We start from the raw sequence: 21,698 nt of genomic DNA, 5'->3' as shown, positions 1-21,698 counted from the left end.
GTGCGGACAAAAAGTGAATTATCGGTAATGTATGCTGTATCAATGGGTTAAGCCGCCAGTGCGGCCCGGTTCAGCATGGCCCATTGCAGCAGCATGATCGTCTTCGCGTCACAAATTTCGCCGGTGCCGATCATCGCGACGGCCTCATCCAAAGCAATTTCAAGCACCTCGATGTCTTCGCCCTCATGCGCAAGCCCGCCGCCGGCCGCCACCTTCTTGGACGTGTCGATGCGGCCAAGAAAGAAACTCGTGCGCTCGGTTATCGAGCCGGGGCTCATATAAGCGTCGAAGAGATGCATGGCGCTCTCGATGCGATAGCCGGTCTCCTCCATTGCTTCGCGGCAGATCGCCACTTCCGGCGCCTCGCCGTCGAGCAGGCCGGCCGGCGTCTCGATCAGGAAAGCCGGCTCGCCCTGCAGGAGGACGGGAAGACGGAACTGCCGGACGAGCACCACGATCCGGCGTTCCGGGTCGAACAGCAGGATCGTCGCGGCGCGGCCGTGGTCGTGCACTTCGCGAACGAGACGGGCAGTCCTGCCGCCGGACATCTGTTGCTCAAGCGTGACCTCCTCGAGGCTGATAAAGCCCTTCCAGAGAGACCGACGGTCGATGATCCGGATGCGCGGGTCGTCATGCTTTGTCATAAGCGATCCTTGGTCGGGAGATCCTTGATAGAGGAGTTCCCCCGCTTCCTGCGAGTGTTGCGAATGATTGTTCAGGCTCGGCGCACCCACACCCGATTGTCGTGGAAGGCCGCGCCGCCATAGGGAGCGACAGCGTCGGCGCCGGTCAGGACGTTGATGCCCTCGCCGTCGAGATGGGCGCCGTTCGGCCAGAGCCCCTCTGCGACGACGACGCCGCGGCGGGCGCCGCCGCCGATCCTGGCATGCAGGCGGATTTCGCCGCGGTCGTTGCCGAGCCTGACGACGTCAGCGTCGGCGATGCCGAGCGCGGCGGCGTCGTCCGCATTGATCATCACCTCGGGGCGCCCTTCCTTCTCGATCGACGAGGGCGTCTCGGAGAAGGTCGAATTCAGGAAGGAGCGGGCCGGCGAGGTCGCCAGCCGGAACGGATGGCGCTCGTCGGCTACTTCGATCAGATCCACGTGGTCGGGGAACTCAGGAAGGTTCTCGTGCGGGCCCTGCGGGCCCATCGACTTGGGAGGCCGATTCGGCGCCGGCGTGCCGGTCCAGTCGGCCTTGAAGCGGAACTTGCCGTCCGGGTGGCCGAAGCCTTTGAGGAAATGTGCTTCTTCGAAGCCGGGCTGGCAATCGAGCCATTTCTTCTCTTTCATCTCGTCATAGCCGATGCCGTAATTGGCCAGCAATCGATCGATATGCTGCCGCTCCGAGAGGCCAAAACCGGGACGGTCGGCGACGCCGAGGCGCTTGGCCAGTTCCTCGATGACGAAAAGGTTGGTGCGCACGGTCGGCGGTGGCTCGACGATTTTCGGGCCGATCAGAATGTGCTGGTGCCCGCCGCCGCGGTAGAGATCGTCATGCTCCAGGAACATGCTGGCCGGCAGGACGATATCGGCGAGTCGGGCTGTGTCGGTCATGAACTGTTCGTGCACGGCGACGAAGAGGTCGTCGCGCAGGAAGCCCCGCTTCACCAGCCGTTGCTCGGGCGCGACGTTGGCGGGATTGGTGTTCTGGATCAGCAGGGCCGTCACCGGACCGCGATGGCGCAGCGCCTCGGCATCGCCCGTCAGCACGCGGCCGATCTGCGACTGGTCGAGCATTCGCACTTCCGGATCGTGGAGCGCCGTGCCGACGAGCTCCCGCTTGTCGAGCTTGAAGATGTCGTTGTTGGAATGGAAAGCGCCACCGCCCTCGTGCTTCCACGAACCGAGGACGGTCGCGACGGACGCGGCGGCGTGAATGGCGACCGAGCCGTTGCGCTGGCGGGTGAAGCCGTAGCCCAAGCGGAAATAGGTTTTGGGTGTCGTCCCGACGAGCTTTGCGACGGTTTCGATTTCCTCGACCGAGAGCCCAGTGATCGCCGAGGCCCATTCCGGCCCGCGTGTCTTGAGATGCGCCTCCAGCCCGGCCGGATCGTCGGCGAATTCCGCCATATAGGCGCGATCCGCATAGCCGTCGCGGAAGGCGATATGCATGACTGCGCAGGCGAGCGCCGCGTCGGTGCCCGGCTTCAGGACGAGGCCCAGATCGGCCTGCTTGACCGTCGGATTGTCGTAGACGTCGATGACGACGATCTTGGCGCCGCGCTCCTTGCGGGCCTTGACCGCATGGGTCATCACGTTGACCTGCGTCGCCACCGCATTCGTGCCCCAGATCACCACGCAATCGGACTTGGCCATCTCGCGCGGATCCGGGCCGCGCAAGGCTCCGGTCGCCATGGTGAAGCCGGTCCAGGCCATGTTGGTGCAGATCGACCCGAAAAAGCCGGAATAGCGCTTGGCATGACGCAGGCGCTCGATGGAATCGCGCTGCACCTGCCCCATGGTGCCGGCATAGAAATAGGGCCAGACCGCTTCCGAGCCGTGCCTCTGCTCAGCCTTGACGAACTGATCGGCGATTTCGTCGAGGGCAGACTCCCAGGAGATCTCCTGCCATTTCCCCTCGCCCTTGGCGCCGACGCGGCGCTGCGGCACCATCAACCGGCCGGGATGGTAGATGCGCTCGGCATAGCGCGCCACCTTGGCGCAGATGACGCCGGCCGTGTAGCTGTTTGCGGCGGCACCACGGACGCGGCCGATCCGCCCCTCCGCGGTAAGGTCCACTTCCAGCGCGCAAGCCGAGGGACAGTCATGCGGACAGACCGAATGGCCGACCGATTTTTCTGCTCTGATGGGGGTCGCAACGTTCATGGCTTTTCTATATGGCATCCGCCAGGGGGCTCAAAGTCCCATTCGCCATCCATTGAAACAATTGATCGCAGCCATCGGCGGCCCTTATGAACTACCGGCACATCTATCACGCGGGCAATTTCGCCGATGTCCTGAAGCACGCGGTGCTGGCGCGGCTCGTCAGCTACCTCAAGCAGAAGGACAGGGCCTTCCGGGTGCTGGACACCCATGCCGGCATCGGGCTCTACGATCTCTCGGGTGAGGAGGCGCAGAAGACGGGCGAATGGCGCGACGGCATCGGCAGGCTGATCGGCGCCGAACTCCCCGCCCCGGTCGGCGCCATTCTCGAGCCCTATCTCGCCGCCGTGCGCAATCTCAATACGGATGGTGGGCCGGATGGCGGACTCACGCACTACCCCGGCTCACCCAAGCTCGCCCGCATGCTGTTTCGGCCGCAGGACCGGCTCTCGGCGATGGAACTGCACCCGGACGACTATGAGACGCTGCATCGCCTTTTCGACGGCGATTTCCAGAGCCGGATCACGCGGCTCGACGGCTGGCTGGCACTCGGTGCCCACCTCCCCCCGAAGGAAAAGCGCGGCCTCGTCCTCGTCGATCCGCCCTTCGAGAAGGAAGGCGAATACGAGCGGCTGGCCGAGGGCCTTGCCAAGGCCTATCGACGGTTTTCCGGCGGCATCTACTGCCTCTGGTATCCGCTGAAGAAGGGCGCGCCGATCAAGGAATTTCATGAGGCGTTGCGGGCGCTGCAGATTCCGAAAATGCTATGCGCCGAGCTCTCGGTCCGCAGCGATCGGGACACCACGGGTCTGGCAGGGTCCGGCCTCGTCATCGTCAATCCGCCCTATACGTTGAAGAGCGAACTCGACATCCTGCTGCCCTTCCTGAAGGAGCGGCTCCGCCAGGATCGCTTCGCATCGGCACGCTGCTTCTGGCTGCGTGGCGAAGCAGCTCTCAACCAAGGGCCTTGACGCGCCGGGTCGCGTGGCTTCAATCTCTACCGCATCGGCCTGAAAATCGGAATCGATTTTCGGAAAGCACGATGCGTAGATTCAAAGTGTTACGCGTCCTTTGCGCGTCTGAAAGCACGCGCGGCGCTGTAGAGACGATTCAGGGAGGTAGCCATGATTTGCAAGCTTGCCGCAATGCTTCTGACCTCGCTTTCGCTTGCCGCCGGTGCGGTCAGCAGCGCTACGGCCGCCGATTTGGCCGCGGTGCCCGTCGCTCCCCAGGCCTATAATGTCGGCATTTGCGGCAATCCGTCCGTGCTGGGCTTCATCACGCGGCGCTTCGACTACAAGGCTGCGAACTATCTTCATGCCAATCTCGCCATCGCCGAAATTCGCGAGATGGGCCAGAACCGCTTCGAGCCGCGCGACTATACGCATCTGGTCGAACGTGAATATTGCTATGCGACGGCGGTGATGAGCGACGGCGTACGGCGCCCTCTCTGGTATCTGATCGAGCGCCCCTGGGGCTTTGCCGGCGTCGGCTCCAATATCGAGTTCTGCGTCGGCGGCCTCGATCCCTGGTATGTCTACGGCGCCCATTGCTCCTCGCTTCGTTGATATCCCCAAGACGGCTGCGGCCAGTGTTGTTCGCCCTGTTGGCGGTCACCGGCTGTAGCGACGAAGGCGACAAGAAACCCGGACCGGAGGCGCGCGCCCCGACAAATGCCGCATCGGCGAGCATTCCGATCGGCAAGGGCTTCGACTTCTATGTGCTTTCGCTCTCCTGGTCTCCGACCTGGTGCAAAGGCAATGACCCCAAGAAAAAATCGGCGCAGTGCGAGCAAGGCTATGGGCTGATTGTCCATGGCCTCTGGCCGCAGAACGAAACCGGCTATCCGCAATTCTGCCCGACGCGGCAATCGGACCGCGTGCCTGAATCGCTTGGCCGGCAATATCTCGACATCGTTCCGTCGATGGGCCTGATCGGCCATCAATGGCGCAAGCACGGCACCTGCTCGGGCCTTTCCCAGGCGGACTATCTCGCAGTCACCCGGGCCGCACGCGAGAAGGTCGCCATCCCCGCAGAACTCGCGTCAGCCGAGGGATCGCGCAATCTCTCGGTGGCATCGATCGAGACGGCTTTCGCAGCGAAAAATCCAGAAATGACGAGAGACATGATCGCCGTGACCTGCGAGGCCGCGCTGGTCGAGGAAATCCGAATCTGCTTCGACAAGGAATTGCGTTTCAGGGCCTGCCCTGAAATAGATCGCCGCGCCTGCAGACGCGACGCTGTCCTGCTTCCCGCCGCACCATGAGAATGGAAAAAGACGAATGAAGATACTCTACTCGCCCGCCTCGCCCTATTCCAACAAGGTCCGGATGGCCGCCCACCATGTCGGAATCGCCGCGGAAAGCGTTCTGACGGACACCAATGCCAACCCGCCGCACCTGATCGAAAACAATCCGCTCGGCAAGATCCCGACGCTGATCACGACCGAAGGCCAGTCGATCTACGATAGCCGCGCGATCATGCATTTCATCGACCGCCAGACCAAGGGAAAGCTCTATCCGAAGAATGCCGAAAAGCGCACCCAGATCGAGATCTTCGAAGCGCTCTGCGACGGCGTCTGCGACAGCCTCCTGGCGATCGTCTACGAAAAGCGCTTCCACCCGCCGGAAAAGGTGCACCAGCCCTGGATCGACCGGCAATGGGAAAAGGTCGAACGGGGGCTCGACCATCTCGAATCCAACCTGCCGAAGACCGGCGGCAAGCTGCATGCCGGGCATTTTGCGCTAGCGGCGCTGCTGCGCTATATCGAACTGCGGTTTGCCGGCGAATGGCAGAAAGGTCGGCCGAAGCTGAAGAACTGGCCCGCCAAGTTTGAAAAGCACTTTCCGGACTATTCGAAATTCAAGGCCTGAGAAATCTGAGAAATCTGGCCCTGAATTCACGCCACAAAAAAGGCCGGAGTGTCCCGGCCTTTTTTTTGATCCGCTTGGCCAGATCAGAACTTGACGCCCATACCGAGGCGGACGCTGTGCTCGTCGTAACCGGAGGAGACGGTCGAGCCGCCGGCGCGGAAGTCCTTGGAGGCATAATCCGTGTAGCGGTATTCGACGCGAGCGGTGACGTTGTCGGTGACGAAGGTTTCGGCACCGGCGCCAGCCGTCCAGCCGACGAGGGTCTTGTCGTCGGAGCCTGCCGGGGTCGAGAGCTTGGCGTTGCCAAGCGCGAGACCGGCCGTGCCGTATACGAGGACCGGGTTCATGTCGACACCGACGCGGCCACGGAGCGAGCCGTTGACGCCCTGCTTGACCTTGCGACCGCTGGAGGTCGAGTCGTTGCCGGCATAGTTGACGTCGGCTTCACCACCGTAAACCATCTGGCCGTCCTGGACGTTGTAGCCGCCATAGAGACCGCCGCCGAAGGCGACAGACTTGTTGTTGCCGGTCGCATCGGCTTCACCGTAGTGCCAATTGGCCGTGCCGCCGACATAGGCGCCGGACCAGTTCTTGACGGCCGGTTCGGTGTATTCGGCGGCCGGGGCAGCCGGAATTTCCTCGACGGCGTCGGCGGCATGAGCTGCCTGGAAGGCGACGAGGGTGATGGCCGAAGCCATGAGAGCGGTGGTGAGGGTACGCATACTATTCTCCTTTCAGACCGGCGCCCCTAAGCATCTCTTTGGCGTGCTTTATCGGGACACCGGGTATCTACAATGAACCCGTCCGGTTGACCGGAAATTGGACAGAAAATGCGGATTCACAAGAGCTAAAATGTGAAATTTTAGTGGCGCAAGCGCGTCCAAAATTGGATGTTGCTTTGTCGACACAGAGGTTTTGTTAATCATTTTTCGAGATTAACCAAAGATATACTATAAGCATAAAAGATAATTCAAAATACGCGATCCGCATTAATTTTTCCGAAATGAATCGTCCGGGGAGTTTTTCAGCCCCGCCATTCCAGCCTATATCTTTGTGCGACCGGAACAGGATTCGCAGAACGGGAAAGAACGTTGAGAAGGACATTGAAGGCGGCGCTGGTTACAGGCGGCGCTCGGCGCATAGGCAAGGCAATAGTTGATGATTTGGCCGCCCATGGATTTGCGGTCGCCATCCATGCGAACAGTTCGTTGGCCGAGGCCGAGGCGCTGGCGGCGGAACTGAGCGCGGCCGGCGCCAAGGCCGTCGCCCTTCAGGCAGATCTCACCGATGTGAACGCCGCGTCGGGATTGGTCGAACGTGCAACGGCACGGCTCGGTCCGCTTGATCTCCTCGTCAACAACGCCTCGGTATTCAACAAGGACAGCCTCGAGCAATTCGACGAGGGCGTCTGGGAGCGGCATTTCGCCCTGCATGTCAAGGCCCCTTCCCTGCTTGCCCGCGGCTTTGCACGCCAGCGTCCGGGCGATGCCTCCGGCCTCATCGTCAATGTCATCGACCAGCGCGTCTGGTCTCCAAATCCGCGCTTTTATTCCTATATGCTCTCCAAGTCGGCGCTCTGGACGGCAACCCAGACAATGGCCCAGGCGCTTGCTCCCGACATTCGTGTCAACGGCATCGGACCGGGGCCGACGCTGCCGAACGAGCGGCAGGACCGGCGCGATTTCGAGGCTCAGGTGAACGCGCTGATCCTCAGGCGCGGCCCGGCGCTCGACGAGTTCGGACGGGCGATCCGCTTCCTTTTCGAGACCCCGTCGGTTACCGGACAGATGATCGCGCTCGACGGCGGCCAGCACCTGGCCTGGGAGACGCCGGATATTCGGGAGATAGTGGAATGAACGGGCGGACGCCCACGGACGGCGGCATTCTCTACGACGGCAGCGAAACCGACGACGAAGACGATCTCGTCGAGGTCGCCGAGAGCGAGCGGCCGGCGCCGGCGGTGGAGTGGGCGGAGAGCACGCCGGAAACGCATGGGCTCAAGGGCGCCGAACTGATCCAGGCCTTCGTCAAGCTTCTGCCGAACGGACCGGGCGTCTACCGGATGTTCAACGAGGCCGGCGACGTGCTCTATGTCGGCAAGGCGCGCAGCCTGAAGAAACGCGTCAACAATTACGCCCAGGGCCGCGGCCATTCCAACCGCATCGCGCGGATGGTGCGCGAGACGGCGAACATGGAGTTCGTGACGACGCGGACTGAAATCGAGGCGTTGCTGCTGGAGGCGAACCTCATCAAGCGTCTGCGGCCGCGCTTCAACGTGCTTTTGCGCGACGACAAGTCCTTCCCCTATATCGTCGTCACCGGCGATAGCCGGGCACCGGCCCTCTACAAGCATCGTGGCGCGCGCAGCCGCAAGGGCGACTATTTCGGGCCATTCGCCTCGGCCGGTGCCGTTGGGCGAACCATCAACTCGCTGCAGCGGGCCTTTCTCTTGAGGACCTGTACGGACAGCGTCTTCGAAACGCGCACCCGCCCCTGCCTGCTTTACCAGATCAAGCGCTGTTCGGCGCCCTGCACGGGCGAGATCAGCGACCCGGACTATGCCGAGCTCGTGCACGAGGCCAAGGATTTTCTCTCCGGCAAGAGCCAGGCGGTGAAGGCGACGATCGCCGCGGCGATGTCCGAAGCTTCGGAGAACCTCGACTTCGAGCGGGCGGCGCTTTACCGCGACCGTCTGGCTGCCCTCAGCCATGTCCAGAGCTACCAGGGGATAAACCCGGCCGGCGTCGAGGAGGCGGACGTCTTTGCCATCCACCATGAGGGCGGAATTTCCTGCATCCAGGTGTTCTTCTTCCGCACCGGGCAGAACTGGGGCAACCGCGCCTATTTCCCGAAGGCGGACCCATCGCTTCCCGCCGCCGAGGTGCTCAGCGCCTTCCTGGCGCAGTTCTACGACGACAAGCCCTGCCCGCGCCAGATCCTGCTCTGCGAGGCGGTCGACGAGCAGGAATTGCTCGGTCAGGCGCTCAGCGAAAAATCCGGCTACAAGGTGTCGATCCTCGTACCGCAGCGCGGCGAGAAGAAGGACCTCGTCGAGCATGCGCAGGCGAATGCGCGCGAGGCGCATGGCCGCAAACTCGCCGAGACAGCCTCGCAGTCGCGCCTGCTCGAAGGTTTCGCCGAGACGTTCAAATTGCCCTCCGTGCCGCGGCGCATCGAAATATACGACAACTCGCACATCATGGGCACCAACGCGGTCGGCGGCATGGTCGTGGCCGGCCCCGAAGGCTTCGTCAAAGGCCAGTATCGCAAGTTCAACATCAAATCGACGGACATCACGCCGGGCGACGACTTCGGTATGATGCGCGAGGTGATGACGCGGCGCTTCTCACGTCTGTTGAAGGAGGAGGGCAAGCCGGACCGCTCGAGCGAAGCGAGTGAGGACACTGCCTTTCCAGCCTGGCCGGACGTCATTCTCATCGATGGCGGCCAGGGACAGATGACGGCCGTTCGTGCCATTCTCAAGGAGCTCGACGTCGAGGACTGCGTGACGGCGATCGGCATTGCCAAGGGCGTCGACCGCGACGCCGGACGCGAGCGTTTCTTTGTCGAGGGCAAGGAAAGCTTCACGTTGCCGCCGCGCGATCCGGTCCTCTATTTCATCCAGCGGCTGCGCGACGAGGCGCATCGCTTCGCCATCGGCTCGCACCGGGCGCGGCGGAAGAAGGAAATGGTCAAGAACCCGCTCGATGAAATCGCCGGCATCGGGCCGACGCGCAAGCGGGCGCTCCTCACCCATTTCGGTACCGCCAAGGCGGTTTCGCGCGCCGGCATCAACGACCTGATGGCCGTCAACGGTATCTCGGAGACGGTGGCCCGCCTCGTCTACGCGCATTTCCACGAGGACGCCAAATAAAGCGCTACTGCATGTCTCCTTAAATCGACCTCGATTTAAGGACAAAGACATGCAGCAATTCAAAGTCCTACAGCGACCTTTGCGCGCCTGATAAGGCGCGCGGCGCTGAAGGGGCGCAATTCAGACTGCGTTCAGGCGAAATCCGTCAAATATGACAGGAGTGGCGCAATGACCTGTTGACCTTGCGGTCGCAAAGTCATTCTGTACACCTGCAACCCGGAGGGTCTGGGAAAAGCTGGCGCTTGCCCGATGCCATCCGAACAATAAAATCGCATCGATGACCCGCGGGAAATGGGGATTGTCGTGTCCAGAGAAACCGAGTCCATGCCAACGCCCATTGCCTACAGCATCCCGAATCTGCTGACCTACTTCCGTATCCTCATCGTGCCGCTGATCGTGCTCTGCTTCTTCATCGAGGGCCGGCTGCACAGCTCCGATTTCGCACGCTGGACGGCGCTCGTCCTGTTCGTCACAGCATCGATCACCGATTTCTTCGACGGCTATCTCGCGCGCATCTGGAAGCAGACGTCGAATATCGGCCGGATGCTCGATCCGATCGCCGATAAGCTGCTTGTCGCCTCTATCCTGCTGCTCGTCGCCGCCGACGGGACGATTGCCGGCTGGTCGATCTGGGCCGCGATCATCATCCTCTGCCGCGAAATCCTCGTCTCGGGGCTTCGCGAATATCTTGCCGCGCTGAAGGTCAGCGTCCCGGTGACGCGGATCGCCAAGTGGAAGACGACCATCCAGATGGTGGCGATCGCGTTCCTGCTGGCCGGCCCGGCCGGCGACAAGATCGTGCCCTATATCACGGAAGCGGGTATCGTCCTGCTTTGGATCGCCGCAGCAATCACGCTCTATACCGGCTACGATTATTTCCGCGCCGGCTTGAAGCATGTGGTCAACGAATGAGCACGGTAAACCTCGTCTATTTTTCCTGGGTGCGCGAGCGCATCGGCAAGGGTGAGGAAACGCTGGAATTGCCGGCGGGTGTCGTCACGATCGGCGATCTGCTGGCGCATCTGAAGACGCTCGGTGCCGAATATGAATCGGCGCTCGAACACCAGAACGTCATCCGCGCGGCGATCAACCAGGAACATGTCGAGCACGGCGAGCCGATCGGCGGCGCCCGCGAGATCGCCCTTTTCCCACCGATGACGGGCGGTTGAGGCAATGGACGCCCCGGTCACCGTGCGTGTCCAGCGGGAGGACTTCGATCTTGCCGCAGAGGTTTCCGCGTTCGGCCGCGGCCGGGCGGACATCGGTGCTGTCGTCACCTTTTCCGGACTTTGCCGCGACGAGGCAGGCGCCCTCGGCGCGCTCGAACTCGAACACTATCCCGGCATGGCGGAGGCCGAGATCAGCCGCATCTGCCACGAAGCGGTGCAGCGCTTCGGGCTGCAAGGCGCGACGGCCATTCACCGCTTCGGCCGCATCGAGCCCGGTCAGAACATCGTCTTGGTAGTCACCGCCTCGCCGCATCGGCAGGCCGCCTTCGACGGCGCCAATTTCATCATGGATTTCCTGAAGACCTCGGCTCCTTTCTGGAAGAAGGAACACCGCATCGACGGCAGCGCCGGCGAATGGGTCAGCGCCAAGGATGCCGACGACGCGGCGCGCGATCGCTGGAACCGCTGATCAGGGAATGACCTTTTCCCGGCGCGTCACCACGAGCACGACGACCAGAAAGCCGAAGATCGCGAAATCCCGCCAGAGGATAGGGCCGTAGGCGCTCCACAGCGTTTCCAGGAGCCCGACACCGGCCGCGCCGAGGGCCGCATAGAGTGGCGCCGTCTGGCCGCCGATCGCGGCGATGAACAGGACCTTGACGCCGAAGCTCAGGCCCATGCCGAAATCCATATTGCCGTAGTAGGAAGCCGCAAGAATCCCGCAAAAGGCCGCAACCAGCGACGCCACGCCGTAGGCGAGAATGTAGACGGTGGACGGATCGACGCCACAAAGGGCAGCCGCTTCGCGATCCTCGGAGACGGCCCGCCAGTAACGGCCGACATAGGAATGGGTCAGCAGCCAATGACCGCCGGCGACCAGCACCGCCATCAAACCCGTGTTCAGCAGTTGGACCATCGTCAACGTCACGGGAAATTCCGGATCCGGCCAGAAGACGATGACCTCGTTCAAAAAGGGCGGCAGCCAGAGGCTTCTTGTGTCCGAGGCGAGACGCGCTGTTTCCATGAGCACGATGAGGGTGCCGAGCGAGGCGACGACGACGGCGTTGGCCGAGGAGAAAGCCAATGGCCGCATGACGTAGCGGCCGACAACCAGCCCCGCGCCAAGTCCGAACGTCAGCGCCGCCACCGCGCCCACGCCGAGCGCCGCAGGCAGCACCAACCACAGCCGGTCCCAGCCGAAATCAGCAAAAAGCACGAATGTCTGGCCGGCGAAGGCGAAAAGTGCGCCATAGGTCAGGTCGGCCCGCCGCGTCACGGCAAAAGCAATCGCGTAACCGAAGGCGAGCGCCGCATAGAGCGCGGCCACGGGTACGGCGTTGGCAATCTGCTGAAGAAAATAGGCCATGACTCATCCGGTCGGTCGCGGCGCTCGGGATCGCGACGATCCAACGAAACCGCATCAATTTCAATTGCGAAACGCGGAGGTCGAAGCGGGGGGCCAACTTTCCTCTGCAGCTCTAGTGACAGAAGCAATATAACTGGTAAAATGAGTTTTACTAGTTAGGATTTTCATATGAGCTTCACCTGGACCTCCCATCGATTCTCAGGCGGCGCGTTGGCGCTGGATGTCGCAAATTCCGTGGTGCTGCGCTTCGACCCGCAACGCCGCATTGATCGTTTTGCTGATGGAGAGGCTATCGACAATTTCGCCGAAGCGGCCAATCTCTACGGCGCCGAAAAGGAACGCTTCGGCATGCTCGGGGCGATAGGGCCCGAACGGCAGGCGTCCCTGATCGGTCTGCGCGAGGCGACGGACCGGCATTTCCGGGCGCAGGTGCGGGCCGAAGACCGGCCGGAGCTCCTTGCCGATCTGCTCGAGGCGATCGCCGCCGCAGTGCGCCGGCCGTCAGAACGAGGCAAATATATCGCGCTCGACGTCGCCACCGCCCATTCGGCGCTCAGCCTCATTGCCAACCCGGAGCCCGATCGCCTGAAGATCTGCCCGAACTGCGAATGGCTGTTCCTCGACCGCAGCCGCAACAGGAGCAGGACCTGGTGCGACATGGCGGTCTGCGGCAACCGCACGAAGGCCAAGCGCCACTACCGTCGCAACAGGGAGGAAACCCAGCCATGAGAAGAATCATCCTGTCCGCCCTGATCGCAGTGGCGGCGCTTGCCGGCTGCCAGCGCGAGACCGGCCCGGATCCGCTGAAGCTGACGGGCAAGATGTTCGTCTTCAACTACCGGCTCGCCTATGCCACCTATACGATCACGCTCAACAAGACGCAGCCGGTGCCGGACGGCAGCGTCGTCGTGGCGACTTTCGAAAACCCGGCCGGCGGCGAGCCGCTGACGCTCACCCGCAGGCTCTTCCCGAAACTGGACAAGGTGGTGCTGGAGAGCCCCGACATCACCTGCGTCAAGAAGGAGAGGCCCTATGCTGTGACGATCGAGGTCAAGGGGCCGGACGGGGCAACGCTGCAGACACTCGAAACGACGGTGATTTCCGACCTCGACCAAAGCGTTATGCCGGCAAGGCCGTTGGTCGTGGGACCGGCCTACGACAAGAACCCAGAAGTCTTCCGAAACGGCCTGGGCCCGACGCACTTCGACACGGCCGCCTGCCCGACATAAAGCCCGTCTTGCATGTCGTTGTCCCAAAACCGCTGCACACTTTTGGGCGACATGCATAAGAAAACCGGGGCGTCTCCGCCCCGGTTTCGAAGAATCGTTTCAAGCCCTTAAAGGTTGAAGCGACGAAAGTGAATCAGCCGACGATCTCGGTGCCGGCGAACCAGTAGGCGATTTCTTCGGCAGCCGTTTCCGGGCCGTCGGAACCGTGAACCGAGTTTTCGCCGATCGACAGTGCATGAACCTTGCGGATGGTGCCTTCGTCGGCGTTGGCCGGGTTGGTGGCACCCATGACTTCGCGGTTCTTGGCAATGGCGTTTTCGCCTTCGAGAACCTGGACGATGGTCGGACCGGAGGACATGAACTCGACCAGTTCGCCGAAGAACGGGCGCTCCTTGTGGACGGCGTAGAAGCCTTCGGCTTCGCGGCGGCTCATCCAGACGCGCTTCGATGCGACGACGCGCAGGCCGGCGTCTTCGAGCATCTTGGTGATGGCGCCGGTCAGGTTGCGCTTCGTCGCATCCGGCTTGATCATCGAAAAGGTACGTTCAATCGCCATTGGCTCAATTCCCTTGCTCTTGAGAAAGTGGCGGTTCATTAGCCGCCAACGCCGCGCAAAACAAGGGGGAGCGGCGAGGATTCGCCGCTGCAGAGGATAGTTTCACGCCGCTGTCACGGAACGGCCGAGACCGTCGTGAAGATCGAGGCAACGCTCGAACCAGCCCGAAACGACGTCCCCGGTAGCGAGCAGTCGGTGCGGCGAGACGATGCGCGCCCATTGCAGGGCACCGAAGACGATGTAGTCGGCAAAGAGCGGTCTTTCGCCGCCGATGAAAGGCTGGAATTTCAGCATGTGGCGAAGCGGCTCGAGCTTGGCCGAGAAGGTTTCGAGATCGGTTTTCCCGGCCTCTGCGACCGTCTCCAGGGGCCTGCCGAAGCGCTCTTCCCGGCTTCGACGGAAATAGGCCCGATCGACAGGTTCGAGGCTGTCATGGATATCCATGATGGCGATGCGCCCGATCGCCGGATGCAGCGTCATCTGCGACCAGCCTTCGACGAAGCGGGCCATCGCCTTGCCGCCCTCGCCGCTAAACAGCGTCGGGCGCTCCGGATAGGCCTCCTCCAGGTAAAGGGCGATGTCGAAGCTGTCGCTCACCAGTTTTTCGCCGTCGCGGAGCAGCGGAACGATCTTCGTCGCTCCCTGCTCCAGTTTCGGGATTTCGGTGAAGCCGATAGGCGCCACGTCGAAGCCGAGCCCCTTGTGCGCGAGCGACAGTTTGGTCTTCCACACATGCGGCGAAAAAGGGCGCGTCCGGTCGGTACCACAGAGCGCATAGAGTTTGCGGGTCATCTCACCTCCTGATTGGATGTCGTGCGCGCATAAGACGGGATGGAGATCGACCGATCAAATCAGTAAATTTCATGAGTTGCATTCGACACGCGAATATCAATCCGCGCTAGGCTGCCACGAAGGGAGAAAAGCTGATGCTCGACCACTATCGGATGTTTGCCGACTACAATCGCTGGGCCAACCGGCGGGTCTACGCTGCCACGGCGGAACTCTCGGACGCGGAATACCGACAAGACAAGGGTGCCTTCTTCGGCTCGCTGCATGGAACGCTCAACCACATTCTCGCGGCCGACCGGATCTGGATGAAGCGATTCACGGGCCAGGGCGAAGCCCCGACGCGCCTCGATGCTATCCTCCATGAAGGCTTCGCCTCCTTGACGGCGGCGCGGGCGGCAGAAGACGAGCGCATCATCGCCTGGTTCGACAGCCTCGACGAGGCGCGTCTCGACGCGCACTTTACCTATTCGCCGCTCACCATGCCCGACAAGATCACGCAGAGGCTCGGCCCGACGGTCGCCCATTTCTTCAACCACCAGACCCATCATCGCGGACAGGCGCACGCGACCTTGACCGCACTCGGGCGGCCGTCACTGACTTTGGACCTGGTTTTCTTTCTGAGGACCGAGGGCGAGAAGTGGGCGGCCTGAAAAGAGCCAGGATCCAAGCGCTGCCGGCCAATTGGTCGGCAGAGCGCCGGCCCGGGCGCGCACAAGCCATTTGAAGAGCTGGCGCTGCCCGGCCCAGACTGTGAGCCCCAGCAGGACGCCGCCTGCGATCGAGCCGAGCGAGAAGGCGAGCGGCGGCAGGAATGGCTGTAGCGGCGCAAGCAGCAGCTCCGGCACGAAGCGGTGCAGGATGTAGATATGAAACCCTGCCGCCGACAGCGGCAGGACGAGTTGTACGGCCCATTGCGGCAGACGGATGCGAGGCAGGAACAAGAGTGCCGCGAGAACGACGATCTGCAGCAGGTACTTGATCTTCGTGCCGATCCAGACGCCCTCGTAAAGACCGAGAAACAGGTAAATCGCCGTTCCTGCCGCCATGACGGTGAGCCGCTGGGCCCAGGTCTGGGCAAACGCCGCGCACCAGCCGACCACGGCCAAATGGAAGATCCACGGCAGCGTGAAGATCTGGCGGTTGCCGATTTCCCAGAGCTGCGGGAGCGCCAGGCGGGCGGCAAAGGCGGCAGCGAGCAGCGCCATGCCCGCGGCAAAGGGCCGGGCGGCGGCAAAGCGCCTGGCGCGTGGCACCGCGAACAGGGCGACAAACACCAGCACCATCTGGCAGTAGGCCTCGATGAACCAGTAGAGGTAAGGCACCATGCTGTGGCGCTCCGGATCGGCGAAAGCAAAATTGCCGACGAGGAAGACGGAGGCCCAGGGAACTTCCCCCCAGGCAAGGGAATAACCCGCAACGATCAGATAGTAGGGAACCAGGATTTGCGCCAGCGGCCGCAGCAGTTTCCAAAACGAGCCCGACAAAAGCGCGCCGCTCTGGAACCGCGCCAGACCGAATCCGGCGAGAATGACCATCGTCGCCGAGCCGCCCGGAATCGGCCAGAGCGTCTCGTGGTGCAGAACGACGAGCAGGATGGCCAGCGCCCGGATCAACAAATCGGTGCCGATCTGCGGCGCCTTGCGCTCCTGGCGGACCATCGCCGCCAAGGTCTTGATCGGTATTCTTTCCCAGGCCTCGGGCATCTCGCCGAGGAATTTTTCAAGGCCGATCGACAGCTGGACGAAACGCAGCGAATCGCCGCCGAGTGACAGGAAACTGTCCTCCGGCCGAACTTTCTGCGGGTAGAAAAGCTGCTCGAACAGGGCCTCCACGCCTTCTCCGCGCGAAGATCCGCCGGCGCCCCTCAGGCGCAGGCCTTCGTAATCGATTTTGCCGGATGGCAGGCGCGGCAGCACGTCGATGCGCGTCGCCCGGACCTGCAGCAAGGTCAGTCCACTTGCTGAGACGAGCAGCTGGCGGACGTCTTCGGGATCGTGTTTCCCAACGAAAAAGGTGTGGATTTCGATGTCGTTGCCAGTGACCGCGGCTGCGATATCGTGCCGCTCCAGCGCCGCTTCGAGACCGTCATGCCCGATGCGCAGCCCGGCGATCTTCGATATCCGCTTCGTCCGCCCGACGATGCGGAAGAACCCGTCGGCATCCCGAACCGCCAGGTCGCCGGTCCGCAATTCGGAAAGCTCGGCACCCCGGGCGAGATCAGCCCGCGAACTGGCATAGCCCATCATCACGTTCGCGCCGCGATAGACGAGTTCGCCGGGTTCCTCCAAACCGCCGATCAGCCGCCCGCTGTCATCCTCGATCGTCAGGCTGCCGCCGGGTATCGCGACACCAATCCGGTCCTCCCTGCCGCGCAGCCGATCCGGAGGCACATAGGCTATGCGGGCGGTCGCCTCCGTCTGGCCGTACATCGCGAAGAAGGACGCGCCGCATGCAATGAGATGTTCGTTGTAGAGACGAACCTTCTCCGGTGCCAGGCGTCCGCCAGCGACGGTCATGAAGCGCAGTCGCGGAAACTCCCGCTGGCGGAAGCCAGCCTTTTCCAGAAGGTCGTAGGAATAGGGAACACCGGAAAGGTTCGTGCAGCCGCTCTCGGCAAGACCGTCGAGGAAGCCCTCGTCCAGGATCGATCCGCCGGGAAGATAGAGGCTTGCTCCCACCGTCAGGTGAGCATTGAGCACGGATAGTCCGTAGGAATAGTGCAGCGGCAGGATGAGGCAGCTGCGATCCGCCGCCGTGAGGCCGAGATATTCAGCAATGGAGCGTGCGTTGGCCTCGATGTTCGTCCTCGACAGCCGGACATATTTGCCCTGGCCGGTGCTGCCCGAGGTCGAGAGCAGGACGGCGAGCTCCGGATGGGGAGCCGCCCCGTCTCCGTCCAGCTGCTCCGTGCGCCAGCGTCCGTCGATCCGACGATGGCAGAAATCCGGCTTGAAGATCTCCCGATCCACCTGCATGGCTTCGGTACCCTGCAGCGCGACGGCGTGTCCGGCATCGAGCGCGGCAAGGTAGGCGATGATCGCATGCTCCGTGAGGTCGGCCTCGAGCACCACCAGTCCGCGCCCGTTGCGCCACTTCGATGCCTGGCGATCGACGCGGGCGGCGAGTTCGCGATAGCTGACGACCCGCCCGCCGGGAAACACGAGCGCCGACTTGTCGCCATGGGCGTCCAGGTGCGCAACACAGAACGGGAATATCGACAAATCGCCAGCGCCCAAAGCCACCTCCATTTTAGCGAGGCGGCATATTATTGCTGACTCTCGTCGTCAAGTATAAGCGCCGAACTAATATGCGGGCTTGCGCAGGAAGGTCTGCGACAAAACGCGGCACGCAGATCCGGCGCCAGACAAATCATCGCAATGGAGACGAAGACGGCCCGGCCCCGCGAAGGGGACCGGGCCATGGGAAGAAGTCTGTCCTGGGAGGACTAAAAGCTACACTGCAGATTCAGCTTTAGCGGCTAATGCCCTGGTAATATTCACCTTCTCCGCCGCGGACCAGCTTCGGCTGAACGGCGTAGTCGGAGACGGATCCGGTTGAGGTACGGTCGAGGGAACCGTTCGCGCGGCGAACCGCGGCCTCGTCGCCGGCCTTCGGAGCGCGTTCCGTAAACAGCGGCTTGTCGCTGATGCCTTCGTAATAGCTGCCGCCGGCAAAGGCAGCGGAGGCGCCACCCAGAACAGCAGTGGCGACAAGGGCGGCGGCGAGAGCGGTGTGGACTGCATTTCTCATGTTCAACACTCCTGATCAGGTCGTTCTCTTGAACGATGGGTTGGTCGCGACCACCTGCGATCGGATCAGTCTTTTCGAACGCGGCGGCCTTGCCGATGGCATTCGATCCGACCCGGATGATCGGAAGAGCAGTTCCTGCCGCTCTTCGCCGATAGATGTGGGGCCTCATGATGAGGTTTGGAAGTATTGATTATCGGAACACGTCGTCCAGGAATTGATAACAATAAGCTCTTGAAACCGTCGGCTCCGGCCTTATGGGGAGCCGCAGGCTCCACCTGCGACCCTTGCCTTCGCTGAAGAGTCCGGGCAAAAGGCCGCAATGATCCAGATCACCGGCCTTTCTGCCCGCGTCGCGGGCCGTCTTCTCATCGATAGCGCTTCCGTGACGCTTCCGGCCGGCACGAAGGCCGGCCTTGTCGGGCGCAACGGCGCCGGCAAATCGACGCTCTTCCGGATCATCACCGGCGAACTCGCCGCCGAGGCCGGCAGCGTCTCCCTGCCGAAGAACGCGCGGATCGGCCAGGTAGCCCAGGAGGCGCCGGGCACCGAAGAGCCGCTTATCGAGATCGTGCTGAAGGCCGACAAGGAACGCGCCGCCCTTCTCTCCGAAGCCGAAACCGCCACCGACCCGCACCGTATCGCCGACATCCAGACGCGGCTTGCCGATATCAGCGCCCACTCGGCGGAAGCGCGGGCGGCCAGCATTCTCGCCGGCCTCGGCTTCGATCACGAGGCGCAGCAGCGTCCAGCCTCCTCCTTCTCCGGCGGCTGGCGCATGCGCGTTGCGCTTGCAGCCGTGCTGTTTTCCGAGCCGGATCTGCTGCTCCTCGACGAACCGACCAACTATCTCGATCTCGAAGGAACCCTGTGGCTGGAGGATTACATCCGCCGCTATCCGCATACGGTCATCATCATCAGCCACGACCGCGACCTCTTGAACACGGCCGTCAACGCGATCGTTCACCTGGACCAGAAGAAGCTCACTTTCTATCGCGGCTCCTATGACCAGTTCGAGCGGCAGAAGGCGGAAGCCGACGAGTTGCAGATGAAGGCGAAAGCCAAGAACGAAGCGGCCCGCAAGCATCTGCAGAGTTTCATCGACCGCTTCAGGGCGAAGGCGACGAAGGCCCGCCAGGCCCAAAGCCGCATCAAGGCGCTCGAACGCATGGGCACCGTCGCGGCGGTCATCGAGGACCACGTCCAGGGCTTCTCCTTCCCCGATCCGGAGAAGCAGGTGGCCTCGCCGATCGTCGCCATCCAGGGCGGCGCGGTCGGATACGAGCCGGGCAAGCCGATCCTCAAGAGGCTCAACCTGCGCATCGACGCGGACGACCGCATCGCGCTGCTCGGCTCGAACGGCAACGGCAAGTCGACCTTCGCGAAATTCATTTCGGGACGCCTCCGGGCCGAAGCCGGCGAAGCGCGGATCGCGCCAGGCCTGAAGACCGGCTTCTTCGCCCAGCATCAGCTCGACGATCTGATCCCGACGCAGAGCGCCGTGGAGCACGTGCGGCGGCGCATGCCGGATGCGCCGGAAGCGAAGGTCCGCTCGCGCGTCGCGCAGATGGGCCTCTCGACGGAGAAGATGGACACCCCCGCAAAGGACCTCTCCGGCGGCGAGAAGGCGCGGCTCTTGATGGGGCTCGCCGCTTTCGATCAACCGAACCTGCTGATCCTCGACGAGCCGACCAACCATCTCGACATCGACAGCCGCAACGCGCTGATCACCGCCCTCAACGACTATTCCGGCGCCGTCATCCTGATCTCGCATGATCGGCACCTCATCGAAGCGACCGCCGACCGGCTATGGCTGGTGCGGGACGGAACGGTGACGAGCTACGATGGCGACCTCGAAGACTATCGAAGCGTGATCGTCGGCGGCCCCAAGGCCAAAGACGACAAGCCCAGGACGAACGGCTCGGACGAGGCGCTCTCGAAGGCGGACCAGCGCAAGGCCAATGCCGACAGGCGCGCGTCGCTGGCGCCGCTCCGGAAAAAGATCAACGAGATCGAATCCTTGACGGGAAAACTGGAGAAACTGATTCAGGCCCTCGATGCCGAACTGGCCGATCCGGCTCTCTATGAAAAAGCGCCGGCGAAGGCAGCACAACGGGCAAAGGAACGGTCCGACGCTGCCGCGAAGCTCGCTGAAGCCGAAGAGCGATGGCTCGAACTCTCGGCCGAATACGAAGATGCGATGGCGAGCTAGCTGGCAGGCGCGCTTCGGCGTCTCCTTCAGGAGACGGCGGATGGTTCACGGCGAAATCAGCCGAGTTCGAACGTGGTGATTCCGTAAATCCGCGCAAGCGGCAGGTCCGGCGCCAGTCCCCTGTACATCCGCGCCGTCTCGAACACCGGCTTCATGTTGTAGCGGTCGCAAAGCGCCCGCGCCGAGGCATTCGGCTCGGGAATGTCGAGATAGATCCGCGCCCCTGTCGCGCCTGCCGCCAGCTTTCGGAAAATGACGTCGGCACCTGTCTCGTTGTCGGCAAACAGCGGGCCGATCTTGAAGCCTTCGCGGCAGGCGCGAATCGTCCCATAGCCGGTGATCGCGCCGTCCCTTAAGAGAAGGACGCTTCGGCGTGTCGGCAACTGCTTCGTCCATTCGTGCAGAAAGGCGTCGCGGCGGGCCGGATTGAAGCGGCGGTCATAATCGGTCAGGGCCGCGAGGTGCACCGGGGCCGCGTCGACGAGCTGGGTGCCCGGCGGCTCTGACACATCGACGGCCGCGCCATAGCGGACGTTCGCGTGCGACCAGACAAAGCCCGACTTTCGATAGTTGTCCTGCTGGGCCACCACCCCGTCGAGGCCGATGACACGGCCGTCCGCGCTGGCGATGGCCTGCTTCCAGAGAGCAAAGCCGATACCCCTGCCCCGAAAGGCCGGATCGGCGATATAAAGGCCGAGAAAGGCATACTGGCTGCCGTAGCGCACAAGGGAGATGGCTGCCGCCAGGTTTTCCTCTTCGGTCGCAACCCAATAGCCTTCCGGATCGGCGGACCAGAACGCATTGGCGTCTTCAAGACCGGGATTCCATCCCTCCCTCGCCGCCCAGTCGATGATCGTGTCAAGCTCGGCGCGCGTCGCGCGGCGGATGATCGGCATGGCAAATCCTCGACTGTCCTCGTGATGAGCAAAGCGAAACCGTCGGCCGTCTGACCGAAGGCATAACAGATTTGTTTGCAAGTTGTGACCTGAGGTGCCAGCTTGTTTCAAGACGGAACTCCGCTTGCCCACTGCCCCCGATCTGCTAAAAGGGGCGATA

Annotated in this window: 22 protein-coding genes; 13 read left to right on the top strand and 9 right to left on the bottom strand. The window is 62.8% G+C overall.

Going from position 1 to position 21,698, the window contains the following annotated elements; translation table 11 throughout:
- Positions 1–47: 47 nt before the first annotated feature.
- Together NGR_RS15925 and NGR_RS15920 are read right to left on the bottom strand one after the other, a co-directional pair.
- Positions 48–644, bottom strand: coding sequence for an NUDIX domain-containing protein (locus tag NGR_RS15925; RefSeq protein WP_012707502.1), 597 nt, complete (start codon positions 642–644; stop codon positions 48–50).
- A gap of 71 nt (positions 645–715) precedes the next feature.
- A complete protein-coding gene (locus NGR_RS15920) occupies positions 716–2,848 on the bottom strand; it encodes a molybdopterin-containing oxidoreductase family protein (protein WP_012707501.1) in 2,133 nt (710 codons plus the stop codon).
- A 68-nt stretch (positions 2,849–2,916) separates the two neighbouring features.
- On the opposite strand from NGR_RS15920, the gene NGR_RS15915 reads away from it, so the two are divergent.
- The 4 genes from NGR_RS15915 (at position 2,917) to NGR_RS15900 (ending at position 5,700) form a co-directional block, all read left to right on the top strand.
- Positions 2,917–3,798: a 23S rRNA (adenine(2030)-N(6))-methyltransferase RlmJ gene (locus NGR_RS15915; RefSeq protein WP_012707500.1), complete on the top strand. Its 882-nt coding sequence runs from the start codon at positions 2,917–2,919 to the stop codon at positions 3,796–3,798.
- A 153-nt stretch (positions 3,799–3,951) separates the two neighbouring features.
- Positions 3,952–4,395 carry a hypothetical protein gene (locus NGR_RS15910; RefSeq protein WP_012707499.1) on the top strand — a complete coding sequence of 148 codons (444 nt, stop codon included), beginning with the start codon at positions 3,952–3,954 and terminating at the stop codon, positions 4,393–4,395.
- Positions 4,377–5,093, top strand: coding sequence for a ribonuclease T2 family protein (locus tag NGR_RS15905; protein ID WP_164924247.1), 717 nt, complete (start codon positions 4,377–4,379; stop codon positions 5,091–5,093). The genes NGR_RS15910 and NGR_RS15905 overlap by 19 nt, the downstream gene beginning before the upstream one ends.
- 16 nt (positions 5,094–5,109) lie before the next feature.
- Positions 5,110–5,700: a glutathione S-transferase family protein gene (locus tag NGR_RS15900; protein WP_012707497.1), complete on the top strand. Its 591-nt coding sequence runs from the start codon at positions 5,110–5,112 to the stop codon at positions 5,698–5,700.
- Between the two features lie 83 nt (positions 5,701–5,783).
- Here NGR_RS15900 and NGR_RS15895 read toward each other — a convergent pair whose 3' ends face one another.
- Positions 5,784–6,422 (bottom strand): outer membrane protein, encoded by a 639-nt coding sequence (locus tag NGR_RS15895; protein ID WP_012707496.1) that lies wholly within the window; start codon positions 6,420–6,422, stop codon positions 5,784–5,786.
- Between the two features lie 369 nt (positions 6,423–6,791).
- On the opposite strand from NGR_RS15895, the gene NGR_RS15890 reads away from it, so the two are divergent.
- The 5 genes from NGR_RS15890 (at position 6,792) to NGR_RS15870 (ending at position 11,212) form a co-directional block, all read left to right on the top strand.
- Positions 6,792–7,556, top strand: a complete 765-nt coding sequence (locus NGR_RS15890) for an SDR family oxidoreductase (RefSeq protein WP_012707495.1) — start codon at positions 6,792–6,794, stop codon at positions 7,554–7,556.
- Positions 7,553–9,574: an excinuclease ABC subunit UvrC gene (uvrC, locus tag NGR_RS15885; RefSeq protein WP_012707494.1), complete on the top strand. Its 2,022-nt coding sequence runs from the start codon at positions 7,553–7,555 to the stop codon at positions 9,572–9,574. Before NGR_RS15890 ends, uvrC begins: the two co-directional genes overlap by 4 nt.
- Positions 9,575–9,898: 324 nt before the next feature.
- Entirely contained in the window at positions 9,899–10,486 is a 588-nt protein-coding gene (pgsA, locus tag NGR_RS15880) for a CDP-diacylglycerol--glycerol-3-phosphate 3-phosphatidyltransferase (protein ID WP_164924246.1), read from the top strand.
- Positions 10,483–10,743, top strand: coding sequence for a molybdopterin converting factor subunit 1 (gene moaD / locus NGR_RS15875; protein ID WP_012707492.1), 261 nt, complete (start codon positions 10,483–10,485; stop codon positions 10,741–10,743). The genes pgsA and moaD overlap by 4 nt, the downstream gene beginning before the upstream one ends.
- Before the next feature lie 4 nt (positions 10,744–10,747).
- Positions 10,748–11,212, top strand: a complete 465-nt coding sequence (locus NGR_RS15870; protein WP_012707491.1) for a molybdenum cofactor biosynthesis protein MoaE — start codon at positions 10,748–10,750, stop codon at positions 11,210–11,212.
- Here NGR_RS15870 and NGR_RS15865 read toward each other — a convergent pair whose 3' ends face one another.
- Positions 11,213–12,109: a branched-chain amino acid ABC transporter permease gene (locus NGR_RS15865; RefSeq protein WP_012707490.1), complete on the bottom strand. Its 897-nt coding sequence runs from the start codon at positions 12,107–12,109 to the stop codon at positions 11,213–11,215.
- Positions 12,110–12,277: 168 nt separating this feature from the next.
- On the opposite strand from NGR_RS15865, the gene NGR_RS15860 reads away from it, so the two are divergent.
- The gene (locus NGR_RS15860) at positions 12,278–12,838 is read left to right on the top strand and encodes a CGNR zinc finger domain-containing protein (RefSeq protein ID WP_012707489.1); all 561 of its coding nucleotides are present in this window, start codon (positions 12,278–12,280) and stop codon (positions 12,836–12,838) included.
- Positions 12,835–13,338: a lipoprotein gene (locus NGR_RS15855; RefSeq protein WP_012707488.1), complete on the top strand. Its 504-nt coding sequence runs from the start codon at positions 12,835–12,837 to the stop codon at positions 13,336–13,338. Before NGR_RS15860 ends, NGR_RS15855 begins: the two co-directional genes overlap by 4 nt.
- Before the next feature lie 133 nt (positions 13,339–13,471).
- On the opposite strand, the gene ndk is transcribed toward NGR_RS15855, so the two are convergent.
- Both ndk and NGR_RS15845 read right to left on the bottom strand, forming a co-directional pair.
- On the bottom strand, positions 13,472–13,894 hold the full coding sequence (gene ndk / locus NGR_RS15850) for a nucleoside-diphosphate kinase (RefSeq protein ID WP_012707487.1): 423 nt from the start codon (positions 13,892–13,894) through the stop codon (positions 13,472–13,474).
- A 102-nt stretch (positions 13,895–13,996) separates the two neighbouring features.
- On the bottom strand, positions 13,997–14,686 hold the full coding sequence (locus NGR_RS15845; RefSeq protein WP_012707486.1) for a glutathione S-transferase family protein: 690 nt from the start codon (positions 14,684–14,686) through the stop codon (positions 13,997–13,999).
- 134 nt (positions 14,687–14,820) lie between these two features.
- Here NGR_RS15845 and NGR_RS15840 point away from each other — a divergent pair, with 134 nt between their 5' ends.
- Positions 14,821–15,333, top strand: coding sequence for a DinB family protein (locus tag NGR_RS15840; protein WP_012707485.1), 513 nt, complete (start codon positions 14,821–14,823; stop codon positions 15,331–15,333).
- Here NGR_RS15840 and NGR_RS15835 read toward each other — a convergent pair.
- On the bottom strand, positions 15,274–17,931 hold the full coding sequence (locus tag NGR_RS15835) for an AMP-binding protein (protein ID WP_012707484.1): 2,658 nt from the start codon (positions 17,929–17,931) through the stop codon (positions 15,274–15,276). The two genes, NGR_RS15840 and NGR_RS15835, sit on opposite strands and share 60 nt — an antisense overlap.
- A 223-nt stretch (positions 17,932–18,154) precedes the next feature.
- Complete coding sequence (locus NGR_RS15830; protein WP_012707483.1) at positions 18,155–18,433, bottom strand: hypothetical protein; 279 nt, start codon at positions 18,431–18,433, stop codon at positions 18,155–18,157.
- A 319-nt stretch (positions 18,434–18,752) separates the two neighbouring features.
- Between NGR_RS15830 and NGR_RS15825 the strand changes: the two genes are divergently transcribed.
- Complete coding sequence (locus NGR_RS15825) at positions 18,753–20,642, top strand: ABC-F family ATP-binding cassette domain-containing protein (protein ID WP_012707482.1); 1,890 nt, start codon at positions 18,753–18,755, stop codon at positions 20,640–20,642.
- Positions 20,643–20,698: 56 nt separating this feature from the next.
- Here the strand turns inward: NGR_RS15825 and NGR_RS15820 are convergent, their stop codons facing one another.
- Positions 20,699–21,538, bottom strand: a complete 840-nt coding sequence (locus NGR_RS15820; protein ID WP_012707481.1) for a GNAT family N-acetyltransferase — start codon at positions 21,536–21,538, stop codon at positions 20,699–20,701.
- Between the last annotated feature and the right edge of the window lie 160 nt (positions 21,539–21,698).

Source organism: Sinorhizobium fredii NGR234 (assembly GCF_000018545.1).
Taxonomy (GTDB): domain Bacteria; phylum Pseudomonadota; class Alphaproteobacteria; order Rhizobiales; family Rhizobiaceae; genus Sinorhizobium; species Sinorhizobium fredii_A.
Note: the sequence above shows the minus strand (reverse complement) of the source record. Positions and strands in the feature narration are given on the sequence as shown.

What these genes read in the sequence shown, in the direction of transcription:
- NGR_RS15925 (WP_012707502.1), bottom strand. Translation starts at nt 644, where the DNA reads ATGACAAAGCATGACGACCCGCGCATCCGGATCATCGACCGTCGGTCT.
- NGR_RS15920 (WP_012707501.1), bottom strand. Translation starts at nt 2,848, where the DNA reads ATGCCATATAGAAAAGCCATGAACGTTGCGACCCCCATCAGAGCAGAA.
- NGR_RS15915 (WP_012707500.1), top strand. Translation starts at nt 2,917, where the DNA reads ATGAACTACCGGCACATCTATCACGCGGGCAATTTCGCCGATGTCCTG.
- NGR_RS15910 (WP_012707499.1), top strand. Translation starts at nt 3,952, where the DNA reads ATGATTTGCAAGCTTGCCGCAATGCTTCTGACCTCGCTTTCGCTTGCC.
- NGR_RS15900 (WP_012707497.1), top strand. Translation starts at nt 5,110, where the DNA reads ATGAAGATACTCTACTCGCCCGCCTCGCCCTATTCCAACAAGGTCCGG.
- NGR_RS15895 (WP_012707496.1), bottom strand. Translation starts at nt 6,422, where the DNA reads ATGCGTACCCTCACCACCGCTCTCATGGCTTCGGCCATCACCCTCGTC.
- uvrC (WP_012707494.1), top strand. Translation starts at nt 7,553, where the DNA reads ATGAACGGGCGGACGCCCACGGACGGCGGCATTCTCTACGACGGCAGC.
- pgsA (WP_164924246.1), top strand. Translation starts at nt 9,899, where the DNA reads ATGCCAACGCCCATTGCCTACAGCATCCCGAATCTGCTGACCTACTTC.
- moaD (WP_012707492.1), top strand. Translation starts at nt 10,483, where the DNA reads ATGAGCACGGTAAACCTCGTCTATTTTTCCTGGGTGCGCGAGCGCATC.
- NGR_RS15870 (WP_012707491.1), top strand. Translation starts at nt 10,748, where the DNA reads ATGGACGCCCCGGTCACCGTGCGTGTCCAGCGGGAGGACTTCGATCTT.
- NGR_RS15865 (WP_012707490.1), bottom strand. Translation starts at nt 12,109, where the DNA reads ATGGCCTATTTTCTTCAGCAGATTGCCAACGCCGTACCCGTGGCCGCG.
- NGR_RS15860 (WP_012707489.1), top strand. Translation starts at nt 12,278, where the DNA reads ATGAGCTTCACCTGGACCTCCCATCGATTCTCAGGCGGCGCGTTGGCG.
- NGR_RS15855 (WP_012707488.1), top strand. Translation starts at nt 12,835, where the DNA reads ATGAGAAGAATCATCCTGTCCGCCCTGATCGCAGTGGCGGCGCTTGCC.
- ndk (WP_012707487.1), bottom strand. Translation starts at nt 13,894, where the DNA reads ATGGCGATTGAACGTACCTTTTCGATGATCAAGCCGGATGCGACGAAG.
- NGR_RS15845 (WP_012707486.1), bottom strand. Translation starts at nt 14,686, where the DNA reads ATGACCCGCAAACTCTATGCGCTCTGTGGTACCGACCGGACGCGCCCT.
- NGR_RS15840 (WP_012707485.1), top strand. Translation starts at nt 14,821, where the DNA reads ATGCTCGACCACTATCGGATGTTTGCCGACTACAATCGCTGGGCCAAC.
- NGR_RS15835 (WP_012707484.1), bottom strand. Translation starts at nt 17,931, where the DNA reads ATGGAGGTGGCTTTGGGCGCTGGCGATTTGTCGATATTCCCGTTCTGT.
- NGR_RS15830 (WP_012707483.1), bottom strand. Translation starts at nt 18,433, where the DNA reads ATGAGAAATGCAGTCCACACCGCTCTCGCCGCCGCCCTTGTCGCCACT.
- NGR_RS15825 (WP_012707482.1), top strand. Translation starts at nt 18,753, where the DNA reads ATGATCCAGATCACCGGCCTTTCTGCCCGCGTCGCGGGCCGTCTTCTC.
- NGR_RS15820 (WP_012707481.1), bottom strand. Translation starts at nt 21,538, where the DNA reads ATGCCGATCATCCGCCGCGCGACGCGCGCCGAGCTTGACACGATCATC.